This is a genomic window from Halosaccharopolyspora lacisalsi, assembly GCF_014137975.1.
Taxonomy (GTDB): Bacteria; Actinomycetota; Actinomycetes; order Mycobacteriales; family Pseudonocardiaceae; genus Halosaccharopolyspora; species Halosaccharopolyspora lacisalsi.
This window is the reverse complement of sequence record NZ_JACGWZ010000008.1, coordinates 166,787-193,318: the sequence shown is the minus strand read 5'-3', so window position 1 is coordinate 193,318 and position 26,532 is coordinate 166,787. Positions and strand designations below refer to the sequence as shown.

24 protein-coding genes are annotated in these 26,532 nt (G+C 67.2%); 15 read left to right on the top strand and 9 right to left on the bottom strand.

The genetic code is table 11. From position 1 onward, the window contains the following. Positions 1-153: 153 nt before the first annotated feature. The 5 genes from FHX42_RS23825 (at position 154) to FHX42_RS23805 (ending at position 5,360) form a co-directional block, all read left to right on the top strand. Complete coding sequence (locus tag FHX42_RS23825) at positions 154-966, top strand: CPBP family intramembrane glutamic endopeptidase (RefSeq protein ID WP_182546794.1); 813 nt, start codon at positions 154-156, stop codon at positions 964-966. 72 nt (positions 967-1,038) lie between these two features. Next, complete coding sequence (gene arcA, locus FHX42_RS23820) at positions 1,039-2,277, top strand: arginine deiminase (RefSeq protein WP_182546693.1); 1,239 nt, start codon at positions 1,039-1,041, stop codon at positions 2,275-2,277. A gap of 134 nt (positions 2,278-2,411) precedes the next feature. Continuing rightward, entirely contained in the window at positions 2,412-3,131 is a 720-nt protein-coding gene (locus FHX42_RS23815) for a VC0807 family protein (RefSeq protein ID WP_182546692.1), read from the top strand. A 160-nt stretch (positions 3,132-3,291) separates the two neighbouring features. After that, a complete protein-coding gene (locus FHX42_RS23810) occupies positions 3,292-3,885 on the top strand; it encodes a peroxiredoxin-like family protein (RefSeq protein ID WP_182546691.1) in 594 nt (197 codons plus the stop codon). A gap of 38 nt (positions 3,886-3,923) precedes the next feature. Next, a complete protein-coding gene (locus FHX42_RS23805) occupies positions 3,924-5,360 on the top strand; it encodes a phytoene desaturase family protein (protein ID WP_182546690.1) in 1,437 nt (478 codons plus the stop codon). Here the strand turns inward: FHX42_RS23805 and FHX42_RS23800 are convergent. Then, entirely contained in the window at positions 5,353-6,210 is an 858-nt protein-coding gene (locus tag FHX42_RS23800) for a UbiA family prenyltransferase (RefSeq protein ID WP_328796703.1), read from the bottom strand. The genes FHX42_RS23805 and FHX42_RS23800 overlap by 8 nt on opposite strands. 81 nt (positions 6,211-6,291) lie before the next feature. Between FHX42_RS23800 and FHX42_RS23795 the strand changes: the two genes are divergently transcribed. Both FHX42_RS23795 and FHX42_RS23790 read left to right on the top strand, forming a co-directional pair. After that, positions 6,292-6,807 carry an isoprenylcysteine carboxyl methyltransferase family protein gene (locus tag FHX42_RS23795; protein ID WP_182546689.1) on the top strand — a complete coding sequence of 172 codons (516 nt, stop codon included), beginning with the start codon at positions 6,292-6,294 and terminating at the stop codon, positions 6,805-6,807. Further along, on the top strand, positions 6,804-7,835 hold the full coding sequence (locus FHX42_RS23790) for an NAD(P)/FAD-dependent oxidoreductase (protein WP_220480785.1): 1,032 nt from the start codon (positions 6,804-6,806) through the stop codon (positions 7,833-7,835). The genes FHX42_RS23795 and FHX42_RS23790 overlap by 4 nt, the downstream gene beginning before the upstream one ends. Positions 7,836-7,893: 58 nt before the next feature. Here the strand turns inward: FHX42_RS23790 and FHX42_RS23785 are convergent, their stop codons facing one another. The 7 genes from FHX42_RS23785 to FHX42_RS23755 all read right to left on the bottom strand — a co-directional run bounded on the left by FHX42_RS23785 (position 7,894) and on the right by FHX42_RS23755 (position 17,341). After that, a complete protein-coding gene (locus FHX42_RS23785) occupies positions 7,894-9,006 on the bottom strand; it encodes a type III polyketide synthase (RefSeq protein WP_182546687.1) in 1,113 nt (370 codons plus the stop codon). Between the two features lie 186 nt (positions 9,007-9,192). Next, complete coding sequence (locus FHX42_RS23780) at positions 9,193-10,383, bottom strand: cytochrome P450 (protein ID WP_182546686.1); 1,191 nt, start codon at positions 10,381-10,383, stop codon at positions 9,193-9,195. Beyond that, complete coding sequence (locus tag FHX42_RS23775; protein ID WP_182546685.1) at positions 10,380-12,839, bottom strand: PEP/pyruvate-binding domain-containing protein; 2,460 nt, start codon at positions 12,837-12,839, stop codon at positions 10,380-10,382. Before FHX42_RS23775 ends, FHX42_RS23780 begins: the two co-directional genes overlap by 4 nt. Positions 12,840-12,871: 32 nt before the next feature. Continuing rightward, positions 12,872-14,179, bottom strand: a complete 1,308-nt coding sequence (gene rfbH, locus FHX42_RS23770; protein WP_182546684.1) for a lipopolysaccharide biosynthesis protein RfbH — start codon at positions 14,177-14,179, stop codon at positions 12,872-12,874. A 35-nt stretch (positions 14,180-14,214) separates the two neighbouring features. Then, entirely contained in the window at positions 14,215-15,447 is a 1,233-nt protein-coding gene (locus FHX42_RS23765) for a nucleotide disphospho-sugar-binding domain-containing protein (RefSeq protein ID WP_182546683.1), read from the bottom strand. Positions 15,448-15,524: 77 nt separating this feature from the next. Beyond that, a complete protein-coding gene (locus FHX42_RS23760; RefSeq protein ID WP_235987843.1) occupies positions 15,525-16,361 on the bottom strand; it encodes an ABC transporter permease in 837 nt (278 codons plus the stop codon). Beyond that, positions 16,358-17,341: an ABC transporter ATP-binding protein gene (locus FHX42_RS23755; protein WP_328796702.1), complete on the bottom strand. Its 984-nt coding sequence runs from the start codon at positions 17,339-17,341 to the stop codon at positions 16,358-16,360. The genes FHX42_RS23760 and FHX42_RS23755 overlap by 4 nt, the downstream gene beginning before the upstream one ends. Positions 17,342-17,574: 233 nt before the next feature. On the opposite strand from FHX42_RS23755, the gene FHX42_RS23750 reads away from it, so the two are divergent. The 5 genes from FHX42_RS23750 to FHX42_RS23730 all read left to right on the top strand — a co-directional run bounded on the left by FHX42_RS23750 (position 17,575) and on the right by FHX42_RS23730 (position 22,323). Continuing rightward, complete coding sequence (locus FHX42_RS23750) at positions 17,575-18,501, top strand: ACP S-malonyltransferase (protein ID WP_182546681.1); 927 nt, start codon at positions 17,575-17,577, stop codon at positions 18,499-18,501. A 359-nt stretch (positions 18,502-18,860) separates the two neighbouring features. After that, positions 18,861-19,568, top strand: coding sequence for a hypothetical protein (locus FHX42_RS23745; RefSeq protein WP_220480784.1), 708 nt, complete (start codon positions 18,861-18,863; stop codon positions 19,566-19,568). 173 nt (positions 19,569-19,741) lie between these two features. Beyond that, the gene (locus FHX42_RS23740; RefSeq protein WP_182546679.1) at positions 19,742-20,743 is read left to right on the top strand and encodes a helix-turn-helix domain-containing protein; all 1,002 of its coding nucleotides are present in this window, start codon (positions 19,742-19,744) and stop codon (positions 20,741-20,743) included. 326 nt (positions 20,744-21,069) lie between these two features. Beyond that, the gene (locus FHX42_RS23735; RefSeq protein WP_182546678.1) at positions 21,070-21,426 is read left to right on the top strand and encodes a hypothetical protein; all 357 of its coding nucleotides are present in this window, start codon (positions 21,070-21,072) and stop codon (positions 21,424-21,426) included. Between the two features lie 222 nt (positions 21,427-21,648). Continuing rightward, complete coding sequence (locus tag FHX42_RS23730; RefSeq protein WP_182546677.1) at positions 21,649-22,323, top strand: VC0807 family protein; 675 nt, start codon at positions 21,649-21,651, stop codon at positions 22,321-22,323. Between the two features lie 8 nt (positions 22,324-22,331). Here FHX42_RS23730 and FHX42_RS23725 read toward each other — a convergent pair whose 3' ends face one another. Then, positions 22,332-23,345, bottom strand: a complete 1,014-nt coding sequence (locus tag FHX42_RS23725; protein ID WP_182546676.1) for a methyltransferase — start codon at positions 23,343-23,345, stop codon at positions 22,332-22,334. A 132-nt stretch (positions 23,346-23,477) separates the two neighbouring features. On the opposite strand from FHX42_RS23725, the gene FHX42_RS23720 reads away from it, so the two are divergent. From FHX42_RS23720 to FHX42_RS23710, 3 genes are read left to right on the top strand one after another with little or no spacing between them, the layout of a single operon-like run. Continuing rightward, positions 23,478-24,728 carry a flavin monoamine oxidase family protein gene (locus tag FHX42_RS23720; protein WP_182546675.1) on the top strand — a complete coding sequence of 417 codons (1,251 nt, stop codon included), beginning with the start codon at positions 23,478-23,480 and terminating at the stop codon, positions 24,726-24,728. Further along, positions 24,707-25,657 (top strand): Rieske 2Fe-2S domain-containing protein, encoded by a 951-nt coding sequence (locus FHX42_RS23715; protein WP_182546674.1) that lies wholly within the window; start codon positions 24,707-24,709, stop codon positions 25,655-25,657. Before FHX42_RS23720 ends, FHX42_RS23715 begins: the two co-directional genes overlap by 22 nt. Further along, on the top strand, positions 25,654-26,433 hold the full coding sequence (locus tag FHX42_RS23710; protein WP_182546673.1) for an alpha/beta fold hydrolase: 780 nt from the start codon (positions 25,654-25,656) through the stop codon (positions 26,431-26,433). The genes FHX42_RS23715 and FHX42_RS23710 overlap by 4 nt, the downstream gene beginning before the upstream one ends. Positions 26,434-26,532 lie beyond the last annotated feature (99 nt).

The window sequence follows — 26,532 nt, the reverse complement described above, 5'->3', positions numbered from 1 at the left end:
CGGTGTGGTGAAGCTTGTCCGGTTTCGCGCGAAATCGGGAAGGCCCGGTTTCGCGCGAAACCGGGAAAAACCACCGGCGCCGGGGGTCGCCCTCCGTCCACCGGTACGGTACTTCGAGTGAGCGCGTCCTCCACCGCGAGTACAGACCGCACCATGAGTTCACCCCTGCGCGCCTGGCTGTTGCCCACTCGCCCCGCCGAGCCCGCCAGGGTCGCCGATCCCGCCCAGCGCAGGGCGATCGGGATCGAACTGGTCCTCGTGTTCGTCACGACCCTCGGCCTGTCCGGTCTGCGCAGCCTGCTGTCCCTGCTCGACGCGCTGCTGCGCCCCGCGCCCCTGGCCTCGCAGGACGCGGCGATCAACACTCCCCAGGCCAGGTCCGGCCTGCTGGACCTGCTCGGTCAGCTGCTCAACATCCTCCAGCTGTTCGCCTGGGGCGCGCTCGGCGCGTACCTGCTGTGGCGCGGCGGCGTCGTGCTGGCACGCGTGGGCTTCGACCGCGATCGTCCGCTGAAGGACGCTCTCGGCGGTGTCGGGCTCGCGGCGCTGATCGGCATTCCCGGCCTGGGGCTGTATCTCGTGGCGCACGCGCTGGGTCTGAACCTGACCGTGCAGCCGTCCACGCTGGAGGGGCAGTGGTGGCGGGCGCCGGTGCTCGTGCTGGCGGCCTTCGGCAACTCCTTCGCCGAGGAGATCCTGGTCGTGGGGTACCTGCTGACCCGTACGCGCCAGCTCGGCTGGACCGAGAACCGCGCGCTGTGGCTCTCGGCGGTGCTGCGCGGTTCCTACCACCTCTACCAGGGCTTCGGCGGTTTCGTCGGCAACGTCGTCATGGGGTTGGTCTACGGCCGCGTCTGGCAACGCACCCACCGCATCTGGGCGCTGATCCTCGGACACGGTCTGATCGACGTGGTGGCCTTCGTCGGTTACGCCCTCTTGCGCGGAGAGGTCTCCTGGTTGCCTTGATCGAACATCGTGGGCGCAACGAAAAGACCCCGCAGGCGCGAATTCGGTTAACAATCCTTCGAACTGCTGCGGATGTGCAGTCGATTTCGGCTACGGCAGCTACGCTGCGGTATTGTGAGCAACCCACACGCGCAGAGTGAAGTCGGCCCGTTGCACACCGTCCTGATGCACCGGCCGGGGGACGAGCTGAAGCGGCTGACGCCGCGCAACAGCGATCAGTTGCTGTTCGACGCGATTCCCTGGGTCGACCGTGCCCAGCAGGAGCACGACGCCTTCGCCGACGTGCTGCGCGAGCGGGGAGTCGACGTGCTGTTGCTGCACGAGCTGCTCGCCGAGGCGTTGAGCGACTCCCGTGCGCGGGCGGCGGGCGTCCACAGCGCCGTCGACGAGCGCAGGCTCGGCGCCGAGGTGGCCGAGACGGTGCGCTCCCACCTGTCCAGCGTGGACGAGCAGACGCTGGCCGGACTGCTCATCGCCGGGATGACCTTCGAGGAACTGCCCGCGGCCGAGGGGCAGTCGCTGGTGCGGCGGATGCACCACGCCCACGAGTTCGTCATCGATCCGCTGCCGAACCTGCTGTTCACGCGCGATTCCTCGGTGTGGGTGGGCGAGCGCGTCGCCGTGGCCTCCCTCGCCATGCCCGCGCGCAACCGCGAATCCGCACTCACCGACCTCGTCTACGCCTATCACCCGAAGTTCTCGCACGCCGCCCGCGCCTACGGCGCGCACTCCGCGCCGGTCGAGGGCGGTGACGTGCTGCTGCTGGCACCCGGCGTCGTCGCCGTCGGCGTCGGCGAGCGGACCAGCCCCGCCGGTGCGGAGTCCTTCGCGCGTTCGGTCTTCGCCGACGGGCTCGCCCACACCGTGCTGGCGGTGCCGATCGCCCAGCAGCGCGCCTCGATGCACCTGGACACCGTGTGCACGATGGTCGACCGCGACACCGTGGTGATGTATCCGGCGGTGCAGGACTCGCTGACCGCGTACACGCTGCAGCCCAGTGGCGACGACATCAAGGTCGGCGGTCCCGAGCCGTTCCTGAACACCGCCGCCGAGGCGATGGGCATCGATCGGCTGCGCGTCATCGACACCGGCCTCGACCCGGTCACCGCCGAGCGCGAGCAGTGGGAGGACGGCAACAACACGCTGGCCGTGGCCCCCGGCGTCGTCGTGGCCTACGAGCGCAACGTCGAGACCAACGCGCGGCTGGAGGAGGCCGGGATCGAGGTGCTGCGCATCAGCGGCTCCGAGCTCGGCTCCGGACGCGGCGGCCCCCGCTGCATGTCCTCGCCCATCCTCCGCGGAGCGCTGTAGGGGGCTGCGGCGGAAGAGTTCCGTGTCGCCCGGCGGTTCGGAACGGTCGGGATTGCCGGGCTCGTTATGCTGATCAGCAGCACGGTCGGCGAACGGTACCGGTCCGCGAACGCCGGTCGGGAGAGGCGATCACGTTGAACGAGTCGGAGCTTCCGGGAACCGGTGCGCGTGGTGGGGGTGTGCTGCGTTCCGTGTTGCCGACGCTGATCGATGTTTTCGTTCCCGTGGTCGTGTACTTCGTGCTGCGCGGTTTCGGTGTCGCCTCGTTCTGGGCGTTGACGATCGGTGCTTCGGTCAGTGTCGTCAGTGTGCTGGTCGGTGTGTTCGGGCGGCGTCGCCTGGACGGTGTGCCCCTGTTGGTGCTGTTGATGTTCAGCGTTGGTATCGCGATCACGTTCCTGACTCACGATCCGCGCATCCTGTTGGTCAAGCCGTCCTTCTTCTTCGTCGTGGTGGGTGGTTACATGGTGGTCAGCTGCTTTCTGGGGCGTCCGCTCATGTACGAGTTCATCAGGCCGGTCGCCGCGGGTGGTGACGCGGAGAGTCTGGCTCGGTTCGAGCTCACCTGGGAGCAGGTTCCGCGTTTCCGGAAGATGGTCTACATCATGACGGTCGTCTGGGGTGTGACCTGGATCGGGGAAAGCCTCGTGCGGGTCGTTGTCGTGTATTCGTTCCCGCAGGGCAGGGTTGGTGAGGCGCTCATCTGGACCGTGGTCGCCCTGGTCGTCTGCCTGCTTCCCGCGCTGGTGTTCACCTTCGTCGGTGGGCGGCGCATGCTCAGCGTCGGTGCGGCCTTCAACGAGACGATCGATCAGGACGAACTCGCCCACCGGACACGGCAGGTCGCCCGCTGAACGGTGGTCGAGCGGAGATGAGTCCGGCGGGTAATCCGGTCTACCCTGGTGAGGGCGGTCGAGCTCCGAGGGGAGCTACGACGGGAAGCCCCGTTGTGGACCTCTCGACGTCCTCGGACGGATTCGCGACAGAGCCGCGCGCCGACGACAGGAGACCATCATGAGTGGGTCGACCTCACCGGAGCCGCTCCCGGCTCCCGCGCGGCGGTTCGAAGCGGGGGACGCCGTTGCTCCGCGTGAGCTGACGACGATCCTCGGGGAGCGGATTCGGGTACCCGATCCCGAGGCACTCGTCCACCTGCAGTTCCGGCGCTTCGCGGGTTGCCCGATTTGCAACGTGCACCTGCGGTCGGTCGCCGCCCGGCACGACGAGATCGTGGCCGCGGGCATCCGCGAGGTGGCGGTGTTCCATTCCTCGGTCGAGGACATGGTGCCCCACCAGGCAGCGCTGCCGTTCGCCGCGGTGGCCGATCCCGGCCGAACGCTGTACGTCGCCCTCGGCGTGGAGAGCTCGTTGTGGGCGGTGCTGCACCCGCGGGCACTCTTGGCCGGGCTTCGCCCAGCGGCCCTTTCCGTCGTGGCGCGGGGCAAACGTGCGGGAGGGAGGACCGGGTTGGCCAGAGGAGAGACCGCCCTCGGCCTGCCCGCGGACTTCCTCCTCACCCCCGAGGGGCTGGTGCGGGCCGTGCACTATGGCGACCATGCCAACGACCAGTGGTCGGTCGACGAGCTGCTGGCTCTCGCCGCCGCGTAGGGGCTGCGGCGGCTTTCCGGCTGTGGCAGGTTGCGTTCGTGACGTCTGTGGATGCCGTGGTGGTGGGTTCCGGGCCGAACGGGCTCACGGCGGCGGTGACCCTGGCCGAGGCGGGACTGTCGGTTCAGCTGCACGAGGCGGCGCCGGAGATCGGCGGTGGTGCCCGCACCGAGCAGCTGACGCTGCCCGGGTTCCACCACGACCCGTGTTCGGCGGTGCACCCGCTCGGGGCGGGCTCACCCGCGCTGAGCCGGCTGCCGCTGGAGCGTTTCGGCCTGGAGTGGCTCTACCCCGAGGTGGACCTGGCTCATCCGCTGCCGGACGGCTCGGCCGTGGAGCTGACGCGCGGCGTGGAGCGCACCGCCGAGCTGATGGGTGCCGATGCCGCCACGTACCGGCGGGTGGTTCGCGGTTTCCCGGAACGGTGGGATTCCCTGGCCACCAACTTCTTCCGCGCCCCGCTGCACGGGCTGCCGCCCGACCCGCTGCTGCTGGCCAGGTTCGGGTTGCGCGCGGCGTGGCCGGCGGGCGCGTTGATGCGGCTGTTCCGCGAGGAGCGGAGCAGGGCGCTGCTGGCGGGGCTGGCCGCGCACGTGAACACACCGCTGAGCTCGGTCGGCACGGGCGGCGTGGCGCTGATGTTCGCCCTCGCCGCGCACGCGGTCGGCTGGCCGGTACCGCGCGGTGGCTCGCAGGCGATCACGAACGCGCTGGCCGGTTACCTCGGTGAGTTGGGCGGCACGATCGTCACCGGTCACCGGGTTTCCGACCTCGCCGAGCTGCCGAGCGCCTCGGCGTACCTGCTGGACGTCGCGCCCCGCGAGCTGGCCGGGATCGCCGGAAGCCGGTTGCCCGCCCGCTACCTGCACCGGCTGGGCCGCTACCGGTACGGACCGGGCGTGTTCAAGGTCGACTACGCGCTGAGCGGTCCGGTGCCGTGGTCCAACCCGAGTTGCCGACGTGCAACCACCGTTCACATAGGACCGAGCAGTGCCGAGATCGGCGCGGCGCTCACCGCGGCCTCGCGTGGCCGGCGACCGAGCACACCGTTCCTGATCACCTCGCAGCCCGGCGTACTGGACGACTCCCGGGCTCCCGCGGGCGAGCAGGTGTTCTGGGTCTACGCTCACGTCCCCCACGGCTGGGACGGTGACCTCACCGCCGAGATCGAGGCCCAGCTGGAGCGGTTCGCTCCCGGTTTCGGAGACCTGGTGCTCGCCCGCACCGTGCGCGGACCGGCCGAGCTGGAGGCGCACAACCCGAACTACGTCGGCGGTGACATCGCCTGCGGCAGCTTCTCCGGCACCCAGACGCTGTTCCGCCCGGTCATCGCCGCGAACCCCTACACCACCCCGGATCCGGCGGTCTACCTCTGCTCCTCGGCCACCCCGCCCGGTCCCGGCGTGCACGGCATGTGCGGGTACCACGCCGCCAGGGCCGCGTTGCACAACCGGTTCGGCACGTCCCTCACGTGATCGCCGGGCCGTGTACCAGCAGCAGGAGCACGGCCAGGGCCGCCACCGCCATCGCGGCCCGGAAGGGGCCGCGGCCGTGCGGATCGCCGACCGAGCCGCCGATCGCCACGACCGCGGCCAGGATCGTCAGCACCCAGCCGATGACTCCCACCGGTCCGGCGGGACCGACCGCGAGCACCCCCATAGCCGTCAGCATCACCAGCGGGCCCAACCATCGGCACGCCGCGCCTCCCAGTCGCTGCGGCAGCCCCCGCACCCCGGTGGCGAGGTCGTCGGCGATGTCGGGGAGCACGTTGACCAGGTGCGCCCCCACTCCCAGCAGCGCGGCGGCGGTCACCGCCCACCAGGCGGGCCAGGGCCGCGACGGCAGGGCGAGGGTGACGAAGACGGGCAGCGTCCCGAAGGACCAGGCGTAGGTCAGCGGGGACAGCACCGTGCGCTTGAACCACAGGTTGTACCCGAGCGCGGCGAAGACGCCCAGCAGGTGCGCGGTGGCGGCCGGGACACCGCTGAGCAGCGACAGCGGCACGCAGGCGGCCAGGGCCACTCCCGCGGCCGTGGCCACCGCGCGCACCGGGGCATCGCCGGTGGTCAACGGTTTGTCCCGGCGACCCGCCGCGGTGTCGCGCCGGGCGTCGAGCGCGTCGTTGGACCAACCGATCGAGAGCTGGCCGGCCAGCACGGCTGCTCCCACCACCGCCGCACCGGCCGCTCCGTGCCCCGCCGCCACGGCCAGCGCGGTCACCAGCGCCGTCACCGCGAGGGCGGGTTCCGGGTGGCAGGAACGCAGCAGCGCCGTGATCCGGCGTGTCGCCGACGGGGACGGTGCCCGAGGATGTAGTAGGGACACGGACACAAGATAGTCGAACGAGTTCTCCGCACAGGAGGAGAGCGCTGTGCGTGTCGCGTCCGAAGCTTCCGGGAGTGCGTGATGTGGTGGTACTTCGTGGTGCTGGCCGCCGTCGCGGCCGAGCGCGTCGCCGAGCTGATCGTGGCTCGGAGCAACGAGACCTGGACGCGCGGACGCTCCGCCGTGGAGTACGGACGCCGGCACTACCCGGTCATGGTCGTGCTCCACACCGGGCTGCTCGTCGGCTGCCTCGTCGAGGTGGCGGTGGCCGAAAGGCCGCCGCTGCCTGTGTTGGCGGGGTCGATGCTGGTGCTGGTCGTGCTGGCGCAGGTACTGCGTTGGTGGTGCATCGGCACCCTGGGCCGTTACTGGAACACTCGCGTCCTCGTCGTGCCCGGTGCCCGGCCGGTCCGCTCCGGACCGTACCGGCTGCTGCGACACCCCAACTACGTCGCCGTCGTGGTGGAGGGCGCCGCGCTGCCGCTGGTGCACTCCGCCTGGGTGACCGCCGTGACCTTCACCTTGGCCAACGCGGCACTGCTGACCGTCCGCATCCGATGCGAGAACGCGGCGCTCACGCGGGCGGTACCGGCTTGAGCCCCGGGTACGACCTGGTGATCGTCGGCGGCGGTCCGGCCGGACTGGCGACCGCCCTGCACGCCACCCGGGCCGGATTCGACGCGGTGGTGGTCGAGCCGCGCCAAGCACCGGTGGACAAGGCGTGTGGTGAGGGGTTGATGCCCGGTGGTGCCGAGGCGCTGCGCGAGCTCGGGATCGAGGTCGCCGGTCACCCGATCACCGGCATCCGCTACGTGCAGGGCCGACGCGAGGCTCACGCCGCGTTCCGGAACGGCTCCGGACTCGGCGTGCGCCGCACCGATCTGCACGCCGCGCTGCACCGGGCCGTTCTCGACGCCGGTGTGGCCGTGGTGCCCGAGCAGGTGCACGGGGTGCAGCAGGACGACGCGGGCGTGACGGCGCTCGGTCCGCGACTGCGCGGCCGGTGGTTGATCGCCGCCGACGGGCTGCACTCCCCGGTACGTCGTTCGCTCGGCCTGGGGCTGTCCTCCGGCACGACACCCCGCTACGGGCTGCGACGGCACTACGCCCTGCCCCCGGCTTCGTCGTCCGTGGAGGTGCACTGCGGACCGGGTGGGGAGGCTTACGTGACCCCGCTGGGCGACGAGCTGGTCGGTGTGGCGCTGCTGACGAGCGAACGAGCACCGTTCGAGACGCACCTGGCGGGCTTCCCCGAGCTGGCCGCCCGGCTCGCCGACGCCGAGACCGTCACCGGAGTGCGCGGCGCGGGGCCGCTGCGGCAGCGCACGCGGCGGCGCGTGCACGGACGGGTGTTGTTGGTGGGGGACGCGGCCGGGTACGTGGACGCGTTGACGGGGGAGGGCATCGCGCTGGCGCTGACCGGAGCCGAAGTGTTGGTCGACGCCCTGCGCAGGGGCGAGCCCAGCGACTACGAGGTCGCGTGGCGGCGGACGACGCGGCGGTACCGGCTGTTGACGGAGTGCCTGGTGCGGGCCCGTGGGCAACCGGCACTGGCCGGGCGGATCGTGCCCGCCGCCGAGCGGCTGCCCCGGGTGTTCGCGGCGGTGGTCAACGCCCTGGCTTGAGGTGCGTCATCCGATGGGGTGAACACAACTTTAGGGAAAATCGTGAAACCCGCGGCGGTCACCAGCGCAGGAGCACCAGTTCGGAGCAGAAGCCCGGACCCATCGCCATGAGCACTCCGGGCGCGCCCTTCGCCGGTCGGGGATCGGCGAGGGTGTCGCGGAGCACGTCGAGCACCGAGGCCGACGACAGGTTCCCGTTACGGGCCAGGGACGCGCGGGTGTGCGCGAGCGCGTCCGCCGGAAGGTCCAGCGTCCGCTCGATCGCCTCGATCACCTTCGGACCGCCCGGGTGGCACACCCAGGTGGCGACGTCGTCGAGGTGCAGGCCGTGGTCGGCGAGAAAAGCGGAGACGTCCTTGCCGAGGTGTTCCTCGGCGATGGTGGGAACGTCGGCCGAGAGCACGAGGCGGAACCCGCTCGCGCCGATGTCCCAACCCATGACCCGCTCGGTGTCCGGGTACAGCCTGCTGCGGCTGGAGATGATCTCGGGTCCGTCGGCCGCCCGCGCCGCGCCGACCACGACCGCGGCGGCGGCACCGTCTCCGAACAGACTGCTGCCCACCATGTTCGCCATCGAGGTATCGTCGCGCTGCGCGGTCAGCGAGCACAACTCGACCGACAGCAGCACCGCCACCTCGTCCGGCTGAGCCCGCAGGTGGTCGTGGATGCGGGCCAGCCCCGCGGCACCGGCCACGCAGCCCAGTCCGAACAGCGGAACCCGCTTGACGTCGGAGCGCAGCCCCACCCGCTGCGCCAACCTGGCCTCCAGCGACGGCACGGCCAGCCCGGTGACCGTCGTGGACACCACGGTGTCCACCTCGTCCGGAGCGATACCGGCGGTGTCCAGGGCCTGCTTCAGCGCCGACTCACCGAGATCCAGAGCCGCGTCGAGGTAGGCGGCGTTGGTGTCGGTGAAACTATCCAGCGCGGTCACGCGCTCCAGCGGCAGGGCGAAGTGTCGGGTGTGGACCCCGGCGTTGGCCGAGATCCGGGCCGCCACCCGCCGGTCGGGAGGATCCACCGTGAGGATGTCCTCGGTGAACGCATCCAGGACCTCGTCCTGGCGGTAGACGTGGGGTGGCAGGGCCAGCTCCACCGCCGCGACGCGGGGAGCCGGCCCCGGCGCGTGGAAGGCATCCTGCCGCGTCGGTTCTGGTGTGGTCCTGTCCATGCCCGCCCTCGGCCGAAGAGAGGTGCAGCCTCGCCGTGGTGGCGAACTGCCTGATCACCCTTTCCCTAGCAGTGTCCCGACGGTGACGCCACCCGGAGCGGCGCCGGGATCAGATTTGTGGCAGGAACGGGGTGGGCTGACCGGACCAGGTGACCACCAGCTCGTCGCGTGCTCGTGACCCCCGGTTCACCCGCGTACTGCCACCGCGAGCTCCTGCATCCCGCGCGGGATCAGCGCGTCCCGCCAGCGCGGTGTGTCGAGTTGTTCGGGGGATGCGGCATGCAGCTTCGGATATCGGCGCAAGAGCTCCGGCAGGAAGAGAGCACCACACTCACGGACCAGACCCGCTCCCAAGCAGTAGTGCGTTCCGGAGCCGAGGGCCAGGTAGGGGTTGGGGCTGCGCGCGAGGAGTAGGCCGTCGGGCTGTTCGAAAACCTCCGGATCGCGGTTCGCGGCACCTATCATGATCAACACTCGCTGGTCGGCGGGAATGACGGTGTCGCCGAACACCACGTCATCGGTAGTTACCCGGGCGGTGAACGGGACAGGGGATTCCACCCGCAGCAGTTCGTCGACCGCGCCGAGCGCGAACCGGGCGTCGCCGTCGCGGATCCGCTCGATCTCCGCCGGCCGGCCGAGAAGCCATACCAGCGCGTTGGCCACCAGATGGGAGAGCGGCTCGAATCCACCGACGATGCTCAGTGAGAGCACCCCGATGACCTGGTGCCGCGTGAGACGTTCGTCGAGGGCCAACCGTCGGATCGGGCCGTCCGTTCCGTGCTCGACGACCCGGTCGAGATGCTCGTCCAGAAAGACGTCGAGTTCCCGCATGGCCTCGGTAGCCCCTTCGGCCTGCGCACCACTGGCCAACGGATTGAGCGAAGGCGACACACGGCGGGCCATGTCGGTGAAGATGGTGCGCTGTGCTGCGGAAATGGACAGCGTCTCCGCCAGCACGGTCTCGGCGAACCGCTCACCGATGTCGGCGACGGCATCGACGGTATTCGGGGTGTCGAGCTCGTCGAGCACTCGCTGTAGCCCGTCGTGGATGCCGGGTAGGTGCTGTCGAAGCACCGCGGGAGCGAGCATCGCCTGGCCCGGGGAGCGTAGCTGTTCATGACGGGGTGGATCGGTGGTCAGCATCGACACGGGCAGTTCGTCGTCCCGCAGCCGCTGGCGCTGCCCCAGTTCCGCGGACAAGCGCGCTTCACGCAGCGCCCGCGCGCAGTCGGCATGCCTGGTGAGTAACCACATCGACGTTTTCCGGTCGTAGTGAACCGGTGAGTTCTGCTGCAGCCACCGGTAGCCGGGATACGGATTCGTTCGCGCCGAGGGTGCGAACGGATGAACGAAACCGTTGCCGTGGGGCGGTGTCATGAGGCGCTCCGCTCTGCTCCCGATGGGTCGTCGTCGGTGAGAAGGTGGACTTCTCCGGTACCGCCGTCGACGGTGACGAGCTGACCATCCCGCAACACCCCGGTTGCCGATCCCGTGGCCACGACGGCCGGTACTCGATATTCTCTGGCCACGATCGCGGGATGGGACAGCAGTCCGCCGGTATCGGTGACCAGGGCGCCGACTTTCGCGAACAACAGTGCCCACTGCGCGGTGGTCTCCTTGCACACGAGTACTTCTCCTGAACGCAGCCGGTCGAATTCCGATTCGTCGGTGACGACTCGGACCGCTCCGGTGTAGCGCCCCCGAGAGGCGCCGACGCCGACCAGGGTCGTCTCGGACAGCCCACCGGAATCTCCCGGAGAGAACGCCATCCAGGCCCACGTCGCGCCACCGACCGCCTGTCGGACCTCCGAGGGCAGGCCGTGCATGGTCGGACTGTGGCCGCCACCCGTGTCGGGAGGTGTTCCGTAACTGTCGAACGGCGGGTGCGCGGTTGCGCGCTTCAGCCATGCCGCACGTTGCTCGACCAGCTGTCGTTCTGGCTGGACACCGCCGAGGGCGGTAACGGCTTCGTGCCGGGTGAGCAGGAAAACGTCATCCCTGCGACCGACGACTCCCCGAGCGGAGATTCGGGATCCGATCTCCAGAACCGCGTAACGTACCAGCGCCTCGGCCGAGTAGCGGAAGAAGTCGGTGTCGTCGCGAACCGGGTATGCCCAACGCGCCCGTCGGACCGCGCTCATAAGCGCATCGCGGTCCTGGTCGGCCGTGCCGCGACGTCGTAGTTGCTCCTCCAGGTCGGGATCGTCCTCGGTCGCGGTGTCCGGTCGACCGCTGATGCCGGCTCGGCCGTCGATGTGGTCGGCGAGCATGCTCAGGACCAGGTTCGGTCGTTCGGCCAGCGTCGGTTGGTCGATGTCGAACGACGTGGTCCGTTGCCCGTAGTTGAGCAGGAAGTCGTTGAGTTCGTCGACGAACTCGGCGTCCTCCCGCTCGAGCTGTTCGAGATCGACGGTGTCGGATCCGGTCAGGACCTCGCGTAGTCGCGGCTGCTCCACAGCTTTCCCGGCGAGTTCGGCGAGCTGTTCACCGGGCTCGGTCGTCTTGCTCGGTACACCGTCGAGCAGCATCAGCACCTGGTGCGCGTCCCAGTTCAGCAGTTCGTCGCAGTACGTACCGAGCTGACCGAGCAGGAACATCTGCGCGCCGTTGGCGGTGAAGTGAATGTCCAACGCGCGCTCGCGAGCGGAGTGGACCGTGTCGAGATGGGACACGAGATCGGCGTCCGTCAGCTTCGCGGGATCGACCTCGCGAAGCTGGTGGAGTTGTCGTTCGATATTTGGCAGCCACTGGTCGTAACAGCGCTCGACCACCGTTGTCGCACTGTCGGTACGCACCGCCTCGACCAGTTTCCCGACGCGCTGTTCCGTCGAGTCGTTCTCCGTGAGGGGAAGGTGACGGGAGTACAGCCAACCCCCGATCACGGTGAATTCGACCCCGCGCGTCAGCGTGAAGTCGAACATGTTGGTGACAGTTCGATTCATGGCAGGGACCACAAGTGATGCCTGCATCGGTGACAGCGGATGGTTTTTGTTGTGAGCCTTTCGCCAGTACCCGGAGGGGATCTCCTGGGGTGCGGTTTTTTCGGGCAGTCCCGTGATCGGGCGTGCCTGAACGATCCACGGCCCCGTCTCATCGATCGCCCACTCGACGTCGCGTGGTGAATCGAAATGTTCGGAAACACGGCGCACGACACCGGATATCATTTCGGCGCTCGCGTTTTCCAGGGCGCCTTGGTCGCCCGAAAGAATCGTTGCTCCGGTGGTGTCGACCACCCACTCCTCGGGGGTTGCCGTGCCGCTTGCCATGCGATCACCGAGGCCCGGTACGGCATTGATCCGGGTCTGCCCCGGGTCTCCGGTCACCGGATTCATCGAAAAGGCGACACCGGCCGCAGTCGGCGAGATCATGCGTTGGACCAGCAGGGCCATTCCGGTCGTACCGTCCGTTCCGGCCGCGTTCTCGTACTGGGCGACCCGATCGGACAGTGCCGAGGAAAAACAGGTCTCCACCGCCGCGAACAGCTCCTCCGTGCCGCGGACGTCGAGCACTGACTCGTATTGTCCCGCGTACGACAGCCCCGCGAGGTCCTCCGACACCGCCGAGGAGCGCACGGCCCACCGGGCATCACCGAGCTCCGTGCCGAGCGCGTTCACCGCTTCGTGGACCTCCCGAGGCAGATTCCCGGCCGCGAACCTCTCCGGTCCGCGGTCCGCTCCCCCCGCGTGGTCGAACACCGCGGTGGTGAGCACGTATCCCTCCGGTACCCGGAACCCGGCGGTACGCAGTTCAGCCAGCGCGGCCGCTTTCGCTCCACCGATCGCGGGATCGAGCACCTCGGGGTCGTCCAACCCTCGGACGTACCGCATTCGCATTCCAGCCTCCTCCGGGGCTTTTCCCGGCCAGGTCATCGCGCGAGAGCCACATATTCACGAATCGTGTCCGCGACGTAGTCGATCGCCTCGGGTGAAAGTCCCGGGTACACTCCCAGCCAGAAGGACCTTTCGGTCACGATGTCGCTGTTCGTGAGTGTCTCCGACACTCTGTACCGGGACTCGGTGTATGCCGGGTGTCGGGTGATGTTTCCGGCGAACAGTTGCCTCGTGGCGATTTTCCTGTCCTCCAGGAACCGAAGCATGTCCCGGCGCGTGAAATTGGCTTCGGGAAGCACGGTGATGGCGAATCCGAACCAGCTCGGGTCGCTGTGCGGGGTGGCGCGCGGAAGCATCAGTCCCGGAACTCCGTCCAGGCGTTCGGACAACCTGTTCCAGTTTTCCCTGCGCGCCTTGCCGAATTCGGGAAGCTTCTGCAGCTGACTTCTCCCCAAAGCCGCTTGTAGATCGGTGGTCTTAAGGTTGTACCCGATGTGCGAATAGGTGTACTTGTGGTCGTAGCCACGGGGGAGTTCGCCGAGCTGGTAGTCGAACCGCCGGGTGCAGCGGTTGTCCTCCCCGGGCTTGCACCAGCAGTCCCTTCCCCAATCCCGCATCGACTCGACGGCGCCGGCCAGGACCATGTTGCTGGACAGCACGCAACCACCTTCACCCGTGGTGATGTGGTGGGCCGGGTAGAAACTGACCGTGGAGGCGTCGCCGAAAGTTCCGGTGTTCCTGCCGCGATACGTCGAGCCGAGGGCGTCGCAGTTGTCCTCGATCAGGAACAGGCCGTTGTCGTTCGCTACCTTCGCGATCTCGGTGGCCTCGTAGGGGTTGCCCAGCGTATGTGCGAGGGCGATCGCCTTGGTGCGTGGGCCGATCGCCGCGGCGACCCGCTCAGCCGTGGTGTTGTACGTGCCCAGTTCGATGTCCACGAACACCGGAACCAACCCGTTTTGCAGCACCGGGTTCACGGTTGTGGGAAAACCGGCCGCCGCGGTGATGACCTCGTCACCGGGACGCAGCTGCCCGTCCCCCATTCTGGGCGAGGTCAGGGCGGAGATGGCCAGCAGGTTCGCTGAGGAACCCGAATTGGTCAGTAGTGCCTTGCGACGCCCCACGGTCCGTGCGAACTCCGACTCGAAGTGCTGTGCGTGCGTACCCGCCGCGATGCGCAGATCGATGGCGGCACCGGCCAGTGCGACGCGGTCCGCTTCGTCCAGCACGGCTCCGGAGGACAGCACCGGAGTCTCACCGGGTACGAACTCCGTCGGTGCCTCCTGGCTCCGGTGGTAGGCGGCCACATCCCGCAGCAGATTCGTACGTTCTTGTTCACTCATCGACGACCCTTCGGATCTGCCCGTCGGGGCATGTCTCATTCGGCCCCGGCGGCAATGGACTCCAGACCCCGGACCGAGTCCGCCGGGGTCGGCATGTCGTACATCTCCCGACGAAGCGCTTGGGCGTGGTGGCGGTACGACGGATCGTCCAGCAAGGTGATCGCGCTCTCGCGGACGGTTTCGGCATTGATACGCACCCCGTCGAGCTGCACTCCGGCACCGGTTGCGGCGAGTCGGCGACCGTTCGCCCGGTATTCGGCTCCGAAGGTCACCAGTAACTGTGGTACGCCCGCAGCAGCCGCCGTGAGCAGAGCTCCCGCTCCCGCGCTGTGCACCATCAGGTCGGTGGTTTCCTGCAGGATGTGGACCGGACAGTGCTCCAGCGCCCGCACGTTCGCCGGGATCGGACCGAGCCGGGAGAGGGCGTCGGCGTTCATGGTCAGCACCACCTCAACGTCCAGGTCGGCCAGGGCCGCCAGGAGCGTGGGAACCACGAACGACTTCGATCCGTACAGGTGCACCAGCGTGTTGCTCCACATGATGCACACGCGCGGCTTGTGTGATCTCTTCTGAGCCCATAGCGGCATCGATCCGGGACCGTTGTACGGGATGTAGCGCATCGGAAGCCGAAGCGCGTTCGTGGGCGGGGACATACTCGGTGGGCAGATGTCCACGACACGGTCGATCAGTGCTTCCCCGTCCCGGGGGACCTCGTGGTTGTCGAACTCCTCGCTGAACCACTGTGGAACGAAGTCGAGCCCCCATTCCGTCTCCGTGGTTCCGATCGGTCCGGTAAGGTGGCAGATCGAGGGGATACCGGCGTCTCTGGCGGCAACGACGGGGTCGAGGTACAGCAGGTCGTGGACTACGAGTCCGGGGCGCCACTGCTCGACGAAGCCGACCATCGCCCTGATCCGTTGCCCCATGGTCGGCCCCGGCCACCACTCGTCACGGGGGAATTCCGCCCAGTCGAAGTCTTCGAGCCGGTCGAGTTCGGCACCCGTCATCGGGTTGAGCGCCGGAAGTTCCAATTCCTCCGGGGCCAGCCCCTCGCGCTGCTGCCAGTGGTTCCACACCCTGGTCATCTTGAGCAGGTCGACGTCGTCGAGCAGCGGGACGGGGGTCAATCCGGCACTGTCGATCAATGGTGCTTGTTTGGGGGCGCATACCACCCGGACTTCGTGGCCGGCGGCCTGCAACGCCCACCCGAGCGGCACCATCGGGTAGTAGTGCGGTCGGTAGTCGGAAACCGCGAACACGACACGCATGCATCACCTGCATCAAAGTGGAAAACCTGGAACTGGTTTTCGTCGGCAATCTTCTCTTCTTTCGACGTGATCATGGACTAGTCCGAGGCGCGCCGGATGAATCCCCTTACCCCGATGGAGCCGAATGCGAAACAAGCGAAGATCAGAACGGTAATATCGATCCACAGCGGTATCGACTGGGACATGTGCGGAATTAGCTGCGAGCGCAACCCCTCCGTGACGTAGGTCAGTGGATTCAGGGCGCACAACATCTGGTACCAGCGGAGCGCGTCCAGTGCCATCCACGTGAACTGGACCGAACCGGTGAACAGCAACGGAGTGAGCAGCACCGTGAAGACGATGTTGATTTGTTTGGGACGTACCGCTGTGCCGATGACCAGGCCGACCGCGGAACCGGCCGAGGCGCCGAGCAGGACCAGCACGATCGCACCCGGTACACCGGAGAGCGACCACGAGACGGCGGGCAGGAGCAGGAATCCGATCGGAGTCATGACCAGGGCGGCCACGACTCCCTTCAGCGCGCCGAAAGTCATTTTCTCGACGGCGACCAGCCACACCGGCAGCGGTGCCAGCAGCCGGTCCTCCAGCTCCCGCGTCGCCGACAGGTCGACGACCAGGGGAAGGCCGGTGTTCTGCAGTGCGGTGATGAAGGCGTTCAAGCCGATGACGCCGGGGAACAGTATTTGCGCGTAGGACGGGTCGGTGTAACCGAGCGCGCCGAGCACCGTCCCGAAGACGAACAGCATGAACAACGGCTGCAGAACGATCTGCGCGATGTAGGGGGGTAGTTCCCGCGCGGTGACGAAAACGTCGCGCCACAGCACCGCGAAGAACATGCCGGTGGTCCCCGAACGTGTCTCGGGTGTGGCCGTACCGGGGCGTCTCGGCGTCATGAGCGTCGCGTTCGAGATCATCGTAGCTCTCGTCCGGTCAGCTGGATGAAGACGTCCTCCAGGCTCGTGCGACCGACGCTCATGTCGCGCAGCGCGTGCTCGAACTCGTCGAGAACGGACACGACGTGCGGGATCAGCGTCGCAGCCCCCGTGTCCGTGTAGAGCCGGAACTGCTCCGCATCGCTGGTTTCGGCGTCGTCGACCTCGGGACGAGCACTGCCTTCGCCCGCGGTGGCGAAGCGCTCCACGCGTCGCACGGACGGTATCTCCGAGAGCCTGGTTCGCACGGATTCCTCGCTGCCGGCGGGGAGCGTGACCGCGACTGTCAGCGTCGCCTGGCCGGGCATGGACCTGGTCAGTTCCACCGGTGACCCCAGCCGCAGAAGTCTGCCGTGATCGATGATGCCCACTCGGTCGCAGACCTTGGCCGCCTCGTTCATGTCGTGCGTGCACAGGATGACAGCGATCCCTTCGGCCTTGAGCTCGGCGATGTGCTCGTGCACGAACAGCCGCGCTTGCGGGTCGAGTCCCGTCGAGGGTTCGTCCAGGATCAGCACGTCGGGGATGTGCATCAGCGCACGAGCGATCAGCAACCGTTGTGCTTGACCACCGGAAAGGTGTTCCACCCCGAACCGGGCGTGTTGTTCAAGCCCCATCCGCCGGAGGAGTTCGTCGGCGGTCCGAGTGCGTTCAGCGCTGCGCATGCCGTGGTAGGCACCGTGGAAGAGGAGGTTCTGCCGTGCGTTCAGCGACCGGTCCAGGTTGTTGCGCTGCGGTACCACGGCGAGCCGTTCGCGTGCTCGGATGGAGTTTCGAAGGGTGGACGCCCCCGCGACGTGGGCGCTTCCGGAGGTTGGTCGCGTGCGCGTGGTCAGCACGCCCATCGTGGTCGTCTTACCGGCTCCGTTGGGTCCGAGCAGCCCGAACACCTCGCCGTGGCTCACGGCAAAACTGATGTCGTCGACAGCCGGTGGTGCGTTCTGTCGATACGTCTTGGTCAAGTTTTCAACGACGACCGCTGCCTCCATGTGCCGGAGGCTACCCCGTAACTCCGGGGCCAACCAGCATAGAAACTTTGCAAACACGTTGACGTTGACACTCGCCCGTAGGTATGTAGTGTGTTTTACACGCTTACGGGGGGCTTTGAGTCGGCAAATTGAGTCGTTTGGGGTGTTGGGGGCCATGGATGGCATTGGCGTACATACTCGGCGGAGGATTCAACGACCGCCCCGGAATGGGAGAAGGACTTTACGAACAGTTCGAGGCCGCTCGTCGCTGTTATTTTGATGTTGAGGCACGTACCGGGCTGTCGACCACCCGGCTGCTGCGGGCCGATACTCCGGACGACGACGGGCGACCACGCGGCATCGGTGCGATCCGGCAGACGGCGCTGGCCTTCGCCGCCCACGACGTGCTCGCCGATTTCGGCATCACCCCTTCGGTGCTGAGTGGACTCAGTCTCGGGGCTCTGGTCAGCGCGGGTCTTGCCGGATCGATCACTCGTGCTGAGCTGTTGGATCTGTTGATGCGGGCCCGTGAGGTGCCCGTCTTGCCGGAGGACGGACGACAACAGGCGGTCGCCACCATCGCCGTGCCGGTGCGGGCGCCGTTGTCCGACTACCAGGGTGCGGCCGCGGGAGGGGTGTATCTCGCCGGTGATCTGGGACCGATCGGTCCTGGGGAGCGGCGCCTGCTCGTTCTCAGCGGGCACCACGACGCCGTGCGGCGCCTCCCCGAGCTGTTCCCGGAGGACAGGGTGACTCCGCTGGGTGGGGGTGGTCCCGCCGTGCATTCGCCATTGCAGGGGCACCTGGCGACGGCCCTGCGCCCCCACATCGAACGCCTCGATTTTCACGATCCCGTCGTCCCGATCTGTTCCTGTCTGGAGGCGAAAGTGTTGCGTACTGGAGACCAGGTCCGGGATGCGTTCTTGCGAAACAGCACGAGTCCGGTGAGCGTACCGCACATGCACGCCGGTCTGGAGGAAACGGGGGCGGAGCTTGGTGTGGTGGTCGGCCCGTCCCGGTTCGATCGCTATCTCAGCGTTCCCTTTCCGGTCGTGCACGTGGAGGAGCCCGAGCATGTACGGGAGACGCTCAGCGTCATCCACGAACTCGGGGTCGATACATCGGGCGACACTGCGGCGACGGGGACCAGATGACCGGCGAACCGGACTCGCGGATCGATCGGTGGCTGGAAACGGATCTCGACGAGTGGACCCGTCACGTACTGCACCGGCATTTCGATCCGCGGACAGGAAGCCCCTATTGGCTCAGGAAAGCCGGCGAGCTCTCCTTCGATCCGCGCGACATCACTCGTTACGAGCAGTTGACCGAGTTCGGCCCTTTCGTGCTGGACGAGCTACGCCACCTGGATCCCGTTGAACTCGTTCCCCTGGCGGTCGGGAGACCGGTAACAGGACGAATCTGGGAGAGCGGTGGGACCACGGGGTCTCCGTGCCGCGTGTTTTACACCCGGGACATGCTCGTGCATCGCGGAGTGTGGCGAAGGTGGTCCTTCGTGACCGAGGGATTCCAACCGGGCCGAACCTGGCTCCAGGCGACCCCGAGCGGGCCGCACTTGATCGGAAACGGGATTTGGGAGGTCTCCGAGCTGTTCGCCGGGCGCGTGCACAGCATCGACATGGATCCCCGCTGGGTCAAACGTCTGGTGCGTGCCGGGGACCTGCGGGGGGCCGATGACTACACCGACCACCTGGTGGACCAGATGGTGTCCGTCCTGGAAAGCGGGACCGTCGACTACGTCAACACCACACCGGCACTGTTGCGGGCCTTGCTGCGGCGGAGCCCGGAGGTGGTGGCCGCCCTGTCCGGTGTCCGCCTGAGTGGCACGCAACTGACTCCGGCCATGTACCGGTCCTTTGCCGCCGCGCTCGACGGCGGAATCTGCGGTTACAGCTACGGCAATACCTTCGGCAACGCGGCGGGGCTGCCCACCGAGGACGAGGGTCGAGTGGTGCCTTACGTGCCCAACTATCCACAGGTGACCATGGCGGTTGTCGACAGGGAGGACACGCGGCGAACCGTCGAGTACGCCGAGACCGGGCAGGTGCGTTTGACGGTGCTGCACGAGGATCTACTGCTGCCGAACATCCTCGAGCGTGACCAGGCTCAGCGTTACGACCCGTGCGGGCGTTGGCCCAGTGACGGTGTGGCGAACGTGCGGCCGCTGCAGCGGATCCGGTCCGCGCCGGAGGGAATCTACTGACTCCGCACGGGGCCGTCCCCGACGAATGCCCGCGTGAGTGGCCGGTCCTAACGATGGGGGGACGATCGCGATGCGGCCGAATCGGGATCGCCCGATCTTCTGTAACTTTGATGACTGTGCGATCAGTTCGAAATTGTTTGGATGAGATCCGGAGCTATGGGGAAGTTTCGAAGATGAAGCGTCGTGAGCCGTTGACACTGACCGATACACAATTGAGACAACTCAGCCACTGGTCCTGTACCGCGCACGGTGATACACAGTTGGGGCGGCGCGCGAAAATCATCATGCTCGCCGCGGACGGAGTTTCCAACGCAGAGATCGTCCGGCGCGTGTGCGTGTCCCGCCAGACCGTGGTCACCTGGATCAAACGTTTTCGTCTGCTGGGCGTGGATGGTCTGATCGACGCGCCGCGCTCGGGCAGGCCACGCACGGTGGACGAAGCCAGGGTGATCGCCTGGACCTTGGAACCACCGCCCTGGCCGGAGGGAACGCGGCGCTGGTCCACCCGGACGCTGGCCTCCGCGCTGGGGGTCAGCAATGCTCAGGTGAGCAAGGTCTGGCGGCGCTGGGGGATCCGGGACGGGTACGTGTTCGACACCGATCCGCCCTTTCGCCCGACACTGCGCTACCTCCTCGGCGTCTACCTCGACTCACGGACCCGTGCGATGGTCCTGAGCGCGGACCAGTCGCCTCCCGGGCCGCCCGTTGCCGAGGCTGCTCGGGGCGCTTCCCCGGCCGCCACGTCGGAGCGCGTGCACGCGATCGGTGATCTGATCGAGTCGGTACCGATCGTAGGTCCGGCGACCGGTCCCACAGCACCCGCCGGCCTGTCGGATTTTCTGCGGTGCCTTGCGGACCCGGACGTTCGCAGGCCGCTCCGGGTCGTCGTGGACACCAGTGAACAGCGGCCCGCTCTCTTGGACGAGATCCCGTCGGGCTGGAGGGGCGACGTTCAAGTGCACTACGCAGACCATTCGGCATCGTGGCACAATATGCTGCGCGTCTTCCTGTGGGTCCACGAACTTCGGTGCGAGCGCTTCGGTCGTGTCACGCAGCTGCCGGGGCTATACGAAAAGATAGCCGACCGCCGTTCGGAGCTCGTCCCTCGGAGTGCCCGGCTGGAGTGGCTGGATTCGACCGTCCGGAGCAGTGAGGCGTCCGTTGTCGGGGTCTAATTATTTGATGAACACGCACTCGGAGGAATTGCTTCCTGACCTGCGCCTTGCTCCCCCAGGTTACTTAGTTATCGATTGTGCTCGGGGATTTTCGGCCCGCCGTCCCGGGAATTTTCCTGTACACGGTCCTGTTGTCGTGCCATACTCGTTCTCGAACCCGGTGTTCCATCGATGCACAACGATCGGGTTCACCGCCGCACCGGAAATACAACCGGCCACGGCAGGATGATTTTTCGTGCGGTTGTCCGTCGAAGTGGCAAGTGGTCGTCCCGTCTCGGGAGTACCGAGCACCGGGCGATCGTGTCGATTTGATTTGGGAAGGTCTCATGGACTCGCAGACACGCTCAGATTTCGTCAACGCTTACACGAAGGTGCTGACCACGGCCTGGAACGACGAGGCTTTCGCAGCACGTCTGGAAAGTGACCCGAAGGCGGCTGTCCGGGAGTTCGGCCTGGAGGTCGCCGATTCCGCCGAGCTGCATCTGGTCCGCAACGTGCCGGTCGGTCAGGATGAGCCGGACATGGACAAGCAGGTGCAGTGGTGGGAGGCCGGCGAGCAGACCGGTCACTACGAGCTGCACATCCCGCATGCTCCCGAACTGGACATGACGGAGCTTACGGAGAACGACCTCGAAGCGGTTTCAGCGGGTTACTGCTGCTGCTGCCCCTGCTGCTGCAGCTGAGCGGCAGGTAATCTGGTTGGTGCATGAGAGTGGGCGGGCAGCCACTTTTCCGGGTGCCCGTCCACCCGCTTCGTCGTCACGGCGGTTCGGAACGCAGGACCGGCTTCGCTGGACTGATCGGTGACACGGACCACGAAAGGTACGAACCCACAACCTCAGTTGGGAGCGGCGGCGACGGTGAATACCTCGGATCGCCCAAAAACCGGTGCGCGTGGTGGGGGTGTGCTGCGTTCCGTGTTGCCGACGCTGATCGATGTTTTCGTTCCCGTGGTCGTGTACTTCGTGCTGCGCGGTTTCGGTGTCGCCTCGTTCTGGGCGTTGACGATCGGTGCTTCGGTCAGTGTCGTCAGTGTGCTGGTCGGTGTGTTCGGGCGGCGTCGCCTGGACGGTGTGCCCCTGTTGGTGCTGTTGATGTTCAGCGTTGGTATCGCGATCACGTTCCTGACTCACGATCCGCGCATCCTGTTGGTCAAGCCGTCCTTCTTCTTCGTCGTGGTGGGTGGTTACATGGTGGTCAGCTGCTTTCTGGGGCGTCCGCTCATGTACGAGTTCATCAGGCCGGTCGCCGCGGGTGGTGACGCGGAGAGTCTGGCTCGGTTCGAGCTCACCTGGGAGCAGGTTCCGCGTTTCCGGAAGATGGTCTACATCATGACGGTCGTCTGGGGTGTGACCTGGATCGGGGAAAGCCTCGTGCGGGTCGTTGTCGTGTATTCGTTCCCGCAGGGCAGGGTTGGTGAGGCGCTCATCTGGACCGTGGTCGCCCTGGTCGTCTGCCTGCTTCCCGCGCTGGTGTTCACCTTCGTCGGTGGGCGGCGCATGCTCAGCGTCGGTGCGGCCTTCAACGAGACGATCGATCAGGACGAACTCGCCCACCGGACACGGCAGGTGTCTTCTTGAGCGGGTTTTCACACCGGTCGAGCATCGATCAGACTGTGCAGTGATCCGGGACGTACGTCCGTGAGTTCGAACCCGTTCGCGGACAGCAGCGTGCACCACTGCGATTCCGTGCGTTCCCGACCACCGAGTACCAGCGCGAGTAGATCCATCATCTTCTGGCCGGGCTCGTTGGGTGGTGCGACGACGTCGTTGACAATGATCAATCGTCCTTCCTCAGGGATGGCCCTGCGTACATTGTGCAAGATGACCGCGGCGTCCCGGTCGCTCCATCCGTGCAGGATCCTGGACAGCAAGTAGCTGTGCCCGCCACTCGGGACACCGCCAAAGAAGTCGCCGCCAACGGCCGTCAGGCGGTCCCCGAGCTCGGCCAGTGCGATCCGTTCCTCGGCGTCCCGGACGACATGGTCCAGATCGGTGACGAGTCCGCGCAATTCCGGCCGCCGCTGCAGCAACTCGATCAGCAGCGTTCCGTTGCCGCCCCCGACGTCGACGACGAGTTCACCGTCCTGCCATTCCTCGGCGGCCAGCCGGGCGGCCAGCGCTCTCTTGCCTCCGGCCATGAAAGCATGGTAGTGACGTCCTGATTCCGGGTTCTGCGCGTAGTGGCTGTCGTAGTCCGTTCCGTGCACCATGTTGAACGAAGGGGATCCGGTCTCGACGGAGCGCAGCATGTCACCGAATGCGGTGTAGAATCCTTCTCCGAAAGTGATCGCGAAATCTCGGAACGTTCCCAGGTCGCTTCGCAGCAGGGAGCTGACCTCGGAGTTCCCGAACTCGGAGTCGGCGTGCTCCACGAAAATTCCAGAACCGGACAGCATGCGCAGCAGCCGGTACAGCGAGTCCGAGTCCGTGTTCGTGCTCTTGGCGAGTTCCTCGATCGGTACCGGACCGTCGTTAACTAAATCCGCGATCCCCAGTTTGGCTGAGGCGTAGACGGCCTGGGTGACGATGAAACCAGTGATGCTGGTGGCTAGTTGCCCGGCGGGTGATCCGCTCGACGACGGATTGTCGCGCTGTTGCACGGTCGGAAGATTAACACGGATCGCTGTGAACGTATACTATCTTTTATGTGGGTCTTCGTCCTGTCGGTGTTGTCCTCTCGCTGTTAGGGTGAACTGCGTGGTGATGCAGTGGAACGTGTATCGGGGGGTGGGATGGGCGCCGAATTTTTCGACGTGGTCGTCATCGGTGCTGGAGCGGCCGGACTGGCGTGCGCCCGGGAACTGTTGAAATCCGATCTGCGGGTGGTCGTGCACGAGGCGCGGGACCGCATCGGTGGACGAATCATGACGTACCACCCAAGAGGCGGTCATCTCCCCGTCGAACTGGGTGCGCAGGTCGTCCACGGTGAGCACAATTCGCTGTGGACGAGTATCGGGGGATCCTGGACGACCACATCGTTCTCCGATGCCGCGGCCACCGCTGTCGTCGACGGGGCCAGTCGCCCGATGAGCGCGTTGGCGCGGTGGCCGAACCCACCCTGGTCGATCGACGATCGTCTTCGCGACGTAGGGGAGCGGAGCCTGACGGTGCGGCGGTGGCTCGCGAGCCTGGAGCTGCACGAACGCGAGGGTGCCGTGGCCGCCGAGTGGCTGCGGCAGACGTGGGCCGCCGACCTCGCCGAGCTCGACGCTCGCGGTGCCGCCGCCTGCCGGACGGGATCTCGGGTCGGCAGCGGCCAGTACTGTCTGTCGGCCGGGTACGACGCGGTGATCGAAGCACTGGCCGAGGGGACCGACGTGCGGTTGGGCACTCCGGCGTGGGAAGTCGACCGGTCCCGGAAGTACGCGACGGTCACCGGCCCCACGGGATCGGTGCGGGCGAGAGCGGTCGTGGTGACGGCTCCGCCGCCCGTGATCACCCGGGGGACGCTGCGGATCGATCGGCTTCCGGTCGTCAAGCACGCGGCCGCCACCGGTCTCGGTCTTGGTGACGCGCTGTCGGTCGTGGTGACCACCTCGGTGCTCGCTCCGGATACCACCGTGGTCTTCGATGCCGACACGGCGTGCGGATTCCTGCGGGCGACCGCGGCGAGCCCGCACGTGTGCCTGGTTTGCAAGGGTCCGTCGGCGGAAAAGCTGCGCTCGGTCGCGACGTCCCGGTCGGGTCTGGCCGAACTGCTCGCGCGGGCACTGCCCTGGACCTCGCGGGCCGACATCATCGACGTGCGGATCGCTGACTGGGGCGGTGATCCCTACGTGACGGGAGCCTTCACCTTTCCGCGGAACGGGGCGGTGTCGGACGCGAGCCACTGGGCCGAACCGGTAGCGGACACGATCTTCTTCGCCGGTGAAGCTACCTGTGGTCCGGCCGAGGCCGGAAGTGTCCACGGTGCGTACGAGAGTGGCAGACGAGCAGGCCGACAGGTACAGGAGGCGTTGGAGTGCTCAGCAGCGACACACTGAGCGGGCAGGACCCGGCGGTGCACACGGGGTGGTACTTACTGGCGTTCGACGAGGAGCTCACCGAGGACGTGACGCCGCTGCACGTGGGAGACCGCGCACTCGTGGCGGTTCGTCGGGACGGGCGGGTCGGAGTGTACGACGCGATCTGCCCGCATCGTGGAGCCAACCTCGGCTACGGCGGCACGGTAGCGCGTGCCGGGGTGATCTGTCCGTTCCACGGCAAGGCCATCCATCTCGGCGAGCGAGAGGGACGGAGGTACTGCGTGCGGGAGTATCCTGCCCTGCAACTCGGCGGTGTTCTGTTCGCCCGGCTTTCGGATACCTCGGAAGACGACAGGGGGTTCACCGAAGCGATGCGCAAGCTCGCCGAGACCCACGTCGTCGTCGCCGGATTCTCGCTGCCGATCAAGGTCGACGGTGACCTCGTCGTCGAGAACGCCTTCGACATCGATCATTTCACCGCGCTGCACAAGGTGCCGAAGGTGCTCAAGATGACCCTGGAGCAGGGGGCCGAGGGCGAACTGAGCATGCAGGGCGTGTTCGTGAGCCGTTCGTCCGGTTGGTCGCAGGGCGATGCCGGAGATCGGGTGCTGCGGACCGGGTTCCACGCCAGAGCGTTCAGCCCCACCCTGGTGGCCTCCGAGCTGAGTCTGGGCGACGACGCGCACGTCATCATTACGGGCACGACCCCGACATCGGAGGGCTGCATCGCTCGGGTCGCCTACGGCCTCGTACCCGACCCCGAGGACGGGACGGCTCCGGCGGAGCTGCTGAAGTCGCTGATCACCAACAGCAAGCTCGCCTTCGAGCAGGACAGGACCGTCTGGGAACACATGGACGTGACCGCCACCCCGCGGTTCGACGCCCGCGACGAGTCGTTGGCCGCGTTTCGCGAGTTCACCACCAAGTTCCCCGCGCTGAACCGATGAGCTCTCCGGGCCACTTCGCAGTCCGGGAGCACGGAAGCGGTCCCGGCGTGCTCTGGTTGCACGGCTACACCATGGATTCGTCGCTGTGGCAGCCGTTGTGGGAGTTACTTCCCGACTGGCGGCATGTCGGTGTCGACCTGCCCGGTCACGGTGCGACGAGTAGGCCGCTGTCGGCCGAAGGCGGTTTCGCCGGCTTGGCCTCCGAACTCGCCGACGTCCTCCGTTCGAGAAACATCTCGAGGGTGGTGGCACTATCCTTCGGCACCACCGCGGCCCTCCAGCTCGCGATCGACCATCCCGACCTGGTGTCCCGCCTGGTGCTGGCTGCCCCCACCGTCGCCGGCGGGGCGGGTGCTCCCAGGGTCGCCGAGCGATATCGCGACCTGCGCAGATTGTTCGCGACGTTCGGTCCCGGCAGGCACATGACCGACCTGTGGATGCAGTCCCCGCCCGACATCTTCCGTGGAACCGAGTCCCGCCCCCTGGTGCGGGAGCGGATCCGAACCGTCGTCGACCGGCACCGTTGGACCGAGCTCGCCAACGGTGCCATGCGGCAGCTGAACCAGCATCTTCAGAGCACCGCCGCACTGGCGGGGATCCCGGCGAGCGTGCTGTGCGTCGTGGGGGAGCAGGACATGCCCGCTTTCGGCGACAATGCCGGGACACTGCGTCGCACTGTCCCGGACTGCCGGGTCACGACCGTCCCCGGCACCGGCCATCTCCCCCTGTTGGAGTCGCCGGAGGTGGTCGCGCCCGAGATCGGCGCGCACCTGTGACTTCGCAATGATTTCCGAGGGTGCCGGTGGTGGGGTTTCACCGAGGTTTTCCGGTCGGCTTGGTGTCGGGGCCCGGGCCGCTTTCCCAAAGGGTGAACG

What these genes read in the sequence shown, in the direction of transcription:
- FHX42_RS23825 (WP_182546794.1), top strand. Translation starts at nt 154, where the DNA reads ATGAGTTCACCCCTGCGCGCCTGGCTGTTGCCCACTCGCCCCGCCGAG.
- FHX42_RS23795 (WP_182546689.1), top strand. Translation starts at nt 6,292, where the DNA reads ATGTGGTGGTACTTCGTGGTGCTGGCCGCCGTCGCGGCCGAGCGCGTC.
- FHX42_RS23735 (WP_182546678.1), top strand. Translation starts at nt 21,070, where the DNA reads ATGGACTCGCAGACACGCTCAGATTTCGTCAACGCTTACACGAAGGTG.
- FHX42_RS23760 (WP_235987843.1), bottom strand. Translation starts at nt 16,361, where the DNA reads ATGATCTCGAACGCGACGCTCATGACGCCGAGACGCCCCGGTACGGCC.
- arcA (WP_182546693.1), top strand. Translation starts at nt 1,039, where the DNA reads ATGTGCAGTCGATTTCGGCTACGGCAGCTACGCTGCGGTATTGTGAGC.
- FHX42_RS23740 (WP_182546679.1), top strand. Translation starts at nt 19,742, where the DNA reads ATGAAGCGTCGTGAGCCGTTGACACTGACCGATACACAATTGAGACAA.
- FHX42_RS23810 (WP_182546691.1), top strand. Translation starts at nt 3,292, where the DNA reads ATGAGTGGGTCGACCTCACCGGAGCCGCTCCCGGCTCCCGCGCGGCGG.
- FHX42_RS23780 (WP_182546686.1), bottom strand. Translation starts at nt 10,383, where the DNA reads ATGACACCGCCCCACGGCAACGGTTTCGTTCATCCGTTCGCACCCTCG.
- FHX42_RS23785 (WP_182546687.1), bottom strand. Translation starts at nt 9,006, where the DNA reads ATGGACAGGACCACACCAGAACCGACGCGGCAGGATGCCTTCCACGCG.
- FHX42_RS23710 (WP_182546673.1), top strand. Translation starts at nt 25,654, where the DNA reads ATGAGCTCTCCGGGCCACTTCGCAGTCCGGGAGCACGGAAGCGGTCCC.
- FHX42_RS23775 (WP_182546685.1), bottom strand. Translation starts at nt 12,839, where the DNA reads ATGCGAATGCGGTACGTCCGAGGGTTGGACGACCCCGAGGTGCTCGAT.
- FHX42_RS23720 (WP_182546675.1), top strand. Translation starts at nt 23,478, where the DNA reads ATGGGCGCCGAATTTTTCGACGTGGTCGTCATCGGTGCTGGAGCGGCC.
- FHX42_RS23750 (WP_182546681.1), top strand. Translation starts at nt 17,575, where the DNA reads ATGGGAGAAGGACTTTACGAACAGTTCGAGGCCGCTCGTCGCTGTTAT.
- FHX42_RS23765 (WP_182546683.1), bottom strand. Translation starts at nt 15,447, where the DNA reads ATGCGTGTCGTGTTCGCGGTTTCCGACTACCGACCGCACTACTACCCG.
- rfbH (WP_182546684.1), bottom strand. Translation starts at nt 14,179, where the DNA reads ATGAGTGAACAAGAACGTACGAATCTGCTGCGGGATGTGGCCGCCTAC.